The organism is Leptothrix ochracea, from assembly GCF_041083635.1.
GTDB lineage: Bacteria > Pseudomonadota > Gammaproteobacteria > Burkholderiales > Burkholderiaceae_C > Sphaerotilus > Sphaerotilus ochraceus.
This window is the reverse complement of the sequence record NZ_JBFPHB010000017.1, coordinates 1-8,006: the sequence shown is the minus strand read 5'-3', so window position 1 is coordinate 8,006 and position 8,006 is coordinate 1. Positions and strand designations below refer to the sequence as shown.

Below are 8,006 nucleotides of genomic sequence, written 5' to 3'. Positions count from 1 at the left end.
AGGTGTTCGCGCTCGGAACTGAGCAACATTACATCGACGTACCAAGCCCACAGCGCGGCCGTGCACACGACCACAAGGTAGCAGATGGCCGCCGTTCGCATTAGTCTTGATTCACGAGGCATAACGTCTGACATAACCGGCGCTGCGCGGCTTCATCGCGCAGCGTCCGCGTTGATGGAGGGGTTGGGCGTCACAGCGCTATGCGGCGCCATATGGCTGGCCCAGCCAGAAACGCTACTACTGCCATGAGCATGTTTGCGTAGAGACCGTAAAGGACGAAAGGGGACGAAGGCTGAACTTCAAGCAGCCTGGCGACGAGCGTGGGAACGGCCATGGCACCAAAGAAGATGCAAAGCCAAACGACCATAAGCATCAGAAAGCCGAGTTGACCCAGCGCGGAAAAACTACGCGGAGAACGGGTACCCAGAGAAACAAACGTGTTGGTGCTTCGAACCACGGCACCTCCAAGTTTGTAGCGATGGGCGGCCAGCCCAATGCCGCACGGAAGCCACTGGATGACACCAGCTAACAACCCAGATATGACTATGAGAGCTTCAGACATTTGAAGGTGACGCCCAACTACATTTAGACATCACCGGCTGGCCTGCGGGATGAGGCCTATCACGCTGGTGATGCTCCCTGAGGTGGCATCGTAAGTCATTGAAAGACCGCTGAAAAGCCCCACGGGGGCCAACTTTTTTAGGGCGAATGTTGGCGCGATAGGTGGCCTAAATTTTTAGGTATGGATACCGCCGTTTGCTTGACCGGGCGCGTCAGGAAATTCGGTTTTTTGAGCCATTTGGCGGCGGTTGGGCGCACGGTGGGGGCTTCGACAAGCTCAGCCCGAACGGGTCGGGGGAGGCTCCCCTCGCCCGCGTTGCGGGAGAGGGGCCGGGGGTGAGGGCTGATGGGAGGGTGAGGGCTGATGGGGCTCAGTCCGCGCTGTTTTGCGCGTCCCCCACCGGCATGCAGGCACAAAACAGGTTTCGGTCGCCCCAGACGTTATCGACGCGGCCGACGGGGCTCCAGTATTTGTTTTGGCGCAAGGATGCCACCGGGTAGGCGGCGGTTTCGCGGCTGTAGGGGTGGGGCCAGTCGATTTTGAGCAGGCTCTCGGCGGTGTGCGGGGCGTTTTTGAGGGGGTTGTCCTCACGCGGCAGGAGGCCCGATGCGACGTGGGCTATTTCCTGCCGAATCGCCAGCATGGCGTCGCAGAAGCGGTCCAGCTCAATCAGCGGTTCGCTCTCGGTGGGTTCCACCATCAGCGTGCCGGCCACGGGGAAGGAGAGCGTTGGGGCGTGGAAGCCGTAGTCGATCAGGCGCTTGGCGACGTCTTCGGCACCGATGCCGGTGGCGTCTTTGAGCGGGCGCAGATCGAGGATGCATTCGTGCGCCACGCCGCCGCCTTTGACGCTGTCGATGCCACCGCTGAAGTGGATGTCGTAGGCGTCGCCCAAGCGGGCGGCGATGTAGTTGGCGCTCAGGATCGCCACTTCGGTCGCGGTTTTGAGGCCCTCAGCGCCCATCAAGCGCACGTACATCCAACTGATGGGCAGCACAGCGGCGTTGCCGAGCGGTGCGGCGGACACGGCACCGACGCTTTGTGCCGTGCCGATGCCGGCCGTGCGGTGCGCCGGCAGGAACGGCACCAAATCGGCCACCACGCAGACCGGGCCGACGCCGGGGCCGCCACCGCCGTGCGGGATGCAGAAGGTCTTGTGCAGGTTCAGGTGACTCACGTCGCCGCCAAATTCACCCGGGGCGGCCACGCCGACGAGTGCGTTCATGTTGGCCCCGTCCACATAGACCCGGCCACCGTGTTCATGCACCAGCGCGCAGATCGCCTTGACGTGGGTGTCAAAGACGCCGTAGGTCGAGGGGTAGGTGATCATGATCGCGGCGAGCTGGTCGCGGTGCTGTTCGCACTTGGCGCGCAGATCGACCAGATCGATGTTGCCTTCGACATCACACTTGGTGACCACCACCTGCATGCCGGCCATCTGCGCCGAAGCCGGGTTGGTGCCGTGGGCGCTTTCCGGGATCAGGCAGATGCTGCGGTGTGCTTCGCCCCGGCTGGCGTGCCATGCCTTGATGACCAGCAGCCCGGCGTATTCGCCCTGCGAGCCGGCGTTGGGTTGCAGGCTGATGCCTTGGTAGCCGGTGGCTTGGCAGAGCCAGCCGGTGAGCTGCTCGTTCAGCGCCCAGTAGCCCGCCAGTTGATCGGCCGGGGCGAAGGGGTGCACCCCGGCAAATTCCGGCCAAGTGATCGGGATCATCTCGGCGGTGGCGTTGAGCTTCATGGTGCAAGAGCCCAGCGGAATCATGCTGCGGTCCAGCGCCAGATCCTTGTCCGACAGGCGGCGGATGTAGCGCAGCATCTCGGTTTCGCTGTGGTGCGCGTTGAAGACCGGGTGCGTCAGGAACGCTGAGGTGCGGCGCAGCTCGGTCGGGATCAGCGGTGCGGTGCCCGCCAGCGCTTCGACGCTTGGCAGCACCTGACCCTGGGTGGCAAACAAGGCCCACAGCGCTTGCAGATCGGCGCGGGTGGTGGTCTCGTCGAGCGAGATGCCCACGGCGTCTTCACTGGCGGCGCGCAGGTTGCGGCCAGAGGCCACGGCAGCGGCCATCAGCGCGTCGCGCTGGCTGGCACCCACCACCACCAGCACGGTGTCGAAGGTGGTAGTGTGGACGGTTTGCACCCCGAGCTGGCGCAGGCCGGCGTCAAGGATGGCGGTGTAGGTGGCGATGCGCTGGGCGATGCGCTTCAAGCCCTGCGGGCCGTGATAGACCGCGAACATGCTGGCCACCACCGCAGGCAGCACCTGGGCGGTGCAGATGTTGGAGGTGGCTTTTTCGCGGCGAATGTGTTGCTCGCGGGTTTGCAGCGCCAAGCGATAAGCCGGGTGGCCGTGGCTGTCCACGCTCACGCCCACCAGTCGGCCGGGCATGGAGCGCTTGTAGGCGTCTTGGGTCGCCAGGTAAGCCGCGTGCGGGCCGCCCGCGCCCATCGGCATGCCGAAGCGCTGGGTCGAGCCGCAGGCGATGTCGGCCCCAAGTTCACCGGGGGGCACCAAGAGCGTGAGGGCCAGCAAGTCGGCAGCGACGATGGCGAGACCGCCGGCGGCATGCACCGCGTCGATGATCGGGCGCAGATCACGCACCTGACCGTTGACGCCGGGGTATTGCAGCAGCACGCCAAAGGCTGGGGTCGCGGCCACGCTGGCGGCGATCTCGGTGGCGTGTACTTGCTCGACCGTGATCCCCAGCGGCGCAGCGCGGGTGTGCAGCACGTCAAGGGTCTGCGGCAACACGTCGTGGGCGACGACAAAGCGGGTGGACTTCGACTTGCCGGCGCGCGCGGCCAGCGTCATCGCTTCAGCAGCAGCGGTGGCTTCATCGAGCATCGAGGCGTTGGCGATGGCCATGCCGCTCAGGTCGCAGACCATGGTCTGGAAGTTGATCAGCGCTTCCATGCGGCCTTGGCTGATCTCGGCTTGGTAGGGCGTGTAGGCGGTGTACCAAGCCGGGTTCTCCAAGATGTTGCGCAGGATGACGCCGGGCGTGTGGGTGCCGAAGTAGCCGCAGCCGATGTGCGAAGTCAGCACCCGGTTCTTGGCCGCGATGGCTTTCAGCTCCGCCAGCGCGGCGGCTTCGCCCGTGGGCGCGGGCAGATCCATGGGGGCCGCGCGGCGGATGTTGGCCGGCACCACCGCATCGATCAAGGCCGCACGGCTGGGGCTGCCGATGACCGCCAGCATGCGTTGCTCGTCCGAGCTGTCTGGGCCAAGGTGGCGGGGGCCGAATTCGGCCAGGTTTTCAAGGCAGGACAGCGCAGATAAAGCAGGCATGGCGATCAGTGGCAGGGGGAGGAGGGGGTGTGAGGCTTAGAGGCTTTGCAGCAAGGCGTCGTAGCCGGTGGCGTCGAGCAAGCCGTCGAGCTCAGTCGGGTTGGACAGGCGCACCTTGAAGAACCAGCCCGAGGCCAGCGGATCGCTGTTGGCCAAGGAGGGGTCGTCGCGCAGGGCTTCGTTGACTTCGACGATCTCGCCGCTGACGGGGGCGTAGACATCGGCGGCGGCCTTGACCGACTCGACCACACCGGCCACGTCGCCCTTGGCAAAGGTGGTGCCCACAGCGGGCAGATCGACAAAAACCACATCCCCCAAGGCGTCTTGGGCATGCACGGTGATACCGACCACCGCAGCGGCGGCGTCAGCGGCGTTGATCCATTCGTGGTCGGGGCTGAACTTGATGCTCATGAAAAGGGCTCCTGAAATGAAGCAAGTGGGTTGCAAGGAAGGAAAGCGCGATTCTGCGGGATCAGCCCCGTGAATCAGGCCGTGAACGAGGCCGAACCTCAGCCTCGGAAATAGCGCTGGGGCACGAACGGCATGGCGCTGACTTGCATGGGGGTGCGTTTGCCGCGCACTTCGGCCAGCACGGCGCTGCCCACGGTGGCGTAGCGGCTGTCGATCCACGCCATGGCGATGGGGTGGCCCAAGGTGGGCGAGACCGTGCCGCTGGTGACGCGGCCGATGCTTTGGCCTTCGGGGTTGAACAGGACCGCTCCTTCACGCACCGGCAAACGCTCCAGCCCGATCAGGCCGACCCGCTTGCGCGTTGCACCGTCGCGCCACTGCTGCGCCAGCACGTCTGCACCGGGGTAGCCGCCGGCCCGGGCACCGTCGGGGCGGCGCACCTTTTGCATCGCCCAGTTCAAACCGGCTTCAACCGGCGAGGTTTGGCTGTCGATGTCGTGGCCGTAGAGGCACAGACCCGCTTCGAGACGCAGGGTGTCGCGAGCCCCCAAGCCGGCGGGTTCGACTTCGGGCTGAGACAGCAAGGCGCGGGCCAAGGCTTCAGCCGCTTCAGCGGGGACGGAGATTTCGAAGCCGTCCTCGCCGGTGTAGCCCGAGCGGGTCACAAAACAAGTGGCCCCGGCCAACGTAAAGACCGCGCCGGTCATGAAGGTCAAGGCGTTCACGCCGGGGTTCAGGCGCGCCAAGGCCATCGCAGCTTGTGGGCCTTGCAAGGCGAGCAAGGCCCGCTCAGGCATGGGGATGACTTGGCAGCGGTGATGACCACGTGTTTGACCGTTGTCACCCAGGTTGCTTTGCAGATGGGCGATGTCGGCCGCCTTGCAGCCGGCATTGACCACCAAGAACAGATCGCCAAATGCGGCCACCGCATCCCCATGCGCATCCATGGGTGGGCGGGTGATCATCAGATCGTCGAGCAAGCCGCCTTGCTCGTTGGTGAAGAAGGCATAGCGCTGTTTGCCAGCACCGAGGCCAAGCACATCGACGGGCACCAGGGTTTCGAGCGCCGCAGCGGCATCCGCGCCCACCAAGCGCACTTGGCCCATGTGCGAGACATCGAATAGCGCTGCTGCGCTGCGGCACTGGCGGTGCTCGGCCAAGATGCCAGCGGGGTACTGCACCGGCATGTCGTAGCCCGCAAAGGGCACCATGCGGGCACCGAGCTCGCGGTGCAGGGCATGCAAAGGGGTGACGCTCAGCGCGTCTTGGGGGCTCAGGGACATGATCACGGACCAATCTAAGGGCAAGAATGCACGCCACCGCCGCCGGTGGGCCTGCCCTCGCTGTCCGCTTTACCTGAGAGATTGACGCCCACATCGAGCGCTTGCCCCTTCGGTGGATGGCCTCGACGGGCCATCTCTCTCCAGTGAGGATCACAGCACCCCTTGCGAGGTGCCATGTCTGCCAGTCCTTTGGCCTGAGCGTTCAGGTCGTGCACTCACCATGCATCAACCCTGCGCCTTCGGCGTTCCTGCCCCCGCAAGCGGGGCGGACTCTCTCCTGACAAGGGCCGTGAGTTTACTCCACGGCCTCAACCACGTGTCACGCCGGATCATTCATCCGGATCGCGGTACTCCTTGGGCAACTGGTGAGCGATGCCCTTGTGGCAGTCAACGCAGCTCTTACCCGCAGCCTTGGCTTCCATGTGCTTGCGATAGACGCTGCTGCGCTGAATCGTCGGGCTCATGGAGTCGAAGTTGTGGCAATTGCGGCATTCGCGCGAGTTGCTGTCTTTCATGCGCTCCCACTCGTGCGTGGCCAAGGTCATGCGTTTGGCTTCGAACTTTTCAGGCGTGTCGATGCTGCCGACCAACTTGCCCCAGACCTCGAAGCTTGCTTTGGCCTTGCGGGCCATCTTGTGGGTCCAGTCCTTGGGGACATGGCAATCCGAACAGATCGCTCGCACACCTGTGCGGTTGCTGTAGTGGATGGTTTGCTTGTATTCCGCAAACACGGTATCCCGCATTTCGTGGCAACTGGTGCAGAACTCCAGCGTGTTGGTCGCTTCCATGGCGGTGTTGAAGCCGCCCCAGAAGATGATGCCGCCGATAAAGCCCACGCTGAGCAAACTCAGCACCGACCAGCGAATGCTGGGGCGGCGAAGAAGATTCCAGAGTGCTTTCATTGGGCCAAGACCCATGCCACGAGATTGCTGATGTCAGCGTCATCCTTGGCCTTGATGATGAGGTGCTCTTCCTCATCCTCGCTGTCCTTGGCCTTGACCTTGGGAGCGGTTTTCAGATGCTTGAGCAAATGATCAGGAGCTTCAGCCTTGCCCTTGTATTTGGCGGCCAGCACCTTGAACGGCGGCGCTTCGCCCGAGCCGGAGCTGCTGTGGCACTTGAAGCAGTTGTTGCGACGGGCCAAAGCCTCCGCTGCGGAGGCATCCAAGGACCACGACGATGTGCTGCCAAGCAGGGCCATGCCCCCAAGCACCCCCACCAGCAAAGTGCGTGTGGAGGCTGAACGGATGGAAAAAGTAAATGACATGAACGTCCCTTCGAGTAGTTGTTACGGCTCTGAGGATACGCATGGAATGTGTCAACTGTCACGTTTCTGGGTCATGGAAAGCGGCTTCCTTGACAAAGATCATTCTCGGTTCGCGTGGCGCAGCGTCTCGGCCACGGGTTGACGCAGCACTTCGCGCAGGCTCAACCAGCCCGCGCCCAAGGCCAGCAGCGCGCCCCCCACGCTGCCTGCCAGTGGCAACCAAGGCCGGGGTAACCAGTCAAAACCGAGCACTTGGCGGGCCAGCACGGCGCTTAAGGCGGTGGCGGTCAGCATTGCCAATCCCCCGGCCAAGGCCCCCAAGCTGAGCAGCTCGGTGCGCTGGATCTGGCGCAGCAAACTGGAACGTGCGCCCAAGGCGCGCATCAGCGCCATCTCACGGGTGCGGGCCTGACGGGTGGCCGAGAGCGTGGCCAGCACCACGACCAAGCCGGCCAGCAGGGTGAAGAGAAACAGCACTTCCACCGCCAAAATCACTTGCTCGACGATGCCTTGCACTTGGCTGATTTGTGCCGAGACATCGACGCTGGTCAGGTTGGGAAAGGCGCGCAGCAAGCGCACATCTAGGCTTGGGCCCGATGCTGAACCCGCCGAACCAGCTGATGCCGCCGGGGCTGGGGTGCGGTAGGCGGCGATCCACGTGGCGGGCAATTCTGGCAAGTCGCGGCGCGGGAACATGACGAAGAAGTTGACCCGCATCGAGCTCCAATCGAGCTTGCGCAGGCTGGTGATGCGCGCCTCGATCACCTGTCCGCCAACATCGAAGCGCAGCCGATCGCCGAGTTTCAGCCCCAAGGTCTTGGCCAAGCCGGTTTCGACCGAGATGGCATCGGCTTCTTCGGCCACCCATTGGCCAGCGCTGACTTGGTTGTGGCTGGGCAGATCCGGGCTGTGGCTGAGGTTGAATTCACGCTCCACCAGCCGCCGGGCTTGCTCGCCGGGGAAATCTTCCGGGCGCACGTCCTTGCCGTTCAAGGCGATGAGACGCCCACGGATCATCGGGGCCCAGTCTTCGCCTTGCACGCCGCCGGCGTGCAAGGTGCTGCGAAAGGCCTCGGCTTGTTCGGGCAGGATGTTGATGACAAAGCGATCCGGGGCGTTCACCGGCGTGGCGGCGCGCCAACTGCTGATCAAGTCGGTGCGCAGCAGCACCAACAAGCCCAGTGCGGTCAGGCCCAG

At 64.1% G+C, this 8,006-nt stretch carries 6 protein-coding genes and 2 riboswitches; all 6 genes read right to left on the bottom strand.

The features are described 5' to 3' along the window. Nucleotides 1–932 precede the first annotated feature (932 nt). Nucleotides 933–3,848, bottom strand: a complete 2,916-nt coding sequence (gene gcvP / locus AB3X39_RS07900; protein WP_369416818.1) for an aminomethyl-transferring glycine dehydrogenase — start codon at nt 3,846–3,848, stop codon at nt 933–935. Nucleotides 3,849–3,884: 36 nt separating this feature from the next. Beyond that, on the bottom strand, nt 3,885–4,259 hold the full coding sequence (gene gcvH / locus AB3X39_RS07895; protein WP_369416817.1) for a glycine cleavage system protein GcvH: 375 nt from the start codon (nt 4,257–4,259) through the stop codon (nt 3,885–3,887). A 98-nt stretch (nt 4,260–4,357) separates the two neighbouring features. Continuing rightward, entirely contained in the window at nt 4,358–5,542 is a 1,185-nt protein-coding gene (gcvT, locus tag AB3X39_RS07890) for a glycine cleavage system aminomethyltransferase GcvT (protein ID WP_369416816.1), read from the bottom strand. 50 nt (nt 5,543–5,592) lie between these two features. Next, nucleotides 5,593–5,696: riboswitch (glycine riboswitch) on the bottom strand. Between the two features lie 18 nt (nt 5,697–5,714). Next, nucleotides 5,715–5,832: riboswitch (glycine riboswitch) on the bottom strand. 39 nt (nt 5,833–5,871) lie between these two features. Next, a complete protein-coding gene (locus AB3X39_RS07885) occupies nt 5,872–6,444 on the bottom strand; it encodes a NapC/NirT family cytochrome c (protein WP_369416815.1) in 573 nt (190 codons plus the stop codon). After that, the gene (locus AB3X39_RS07880) at nt 6,441–6,809 is read right to left on the bottom strand and encodes a c-type cytochrome (RefSeq protein ID WP_369416814.1); all 369 of its coding nucleotides are present in this window, start codon (nt 6,807–6,809) and stop codon (nt 6,441–6,443) included. The genes AB3X39_RS07885 and AB3X39_RS07880 overlap by 4 nt, the downstream gene beginning before the upstream one ends. A gap of 99 nt (nt 6,810–6,908) precedes the next feature. Beyond that, on the bottom strand, nt 6,909–8,006 hold a 1,098-nt coding region (locus tag AB3X39_RS07875; protein WP_369416813.1), incomplete at its 5' end, for an ABC transporter permease.

Coding starts and splice junctions, on each gene's coding strand:
- AB3X39_RS07885 (WP_369416815.1), bottom strand. CDS start 6,444: ATGAAAGCACTCTGGAATCTTCTTCGCCGCCCCAGCATTCGCTGGTCG.
- gcvP (WP_369416818.1), bottom strand. CDS start 3,848: ATGCCTGCTTTATCTGCGCTGTCCTGCCTTGAAAACCTGGCCGAATTC.
- gcvT (WP_369416816.1), bottom strand. CDS start 5,542: ATGTCCCTGAGCCCCCAAGACGCGCTGAGCGTCACCCCTTTGCATGCC.
- gcvH (WP_369416817.1), bottom strand. CDS start 4,259: ATGAGCATCAAGTTCAGCCCCGACCACGAATGGATCAACGCCGCTGAC.
- AB3X39_RS07880 (WP_369416814.1), bottom strand. CDS start 6,809: ATGTCATTTACTTTTTCCATCCGTTCAGCCTCCACACGCACTTTGCTG.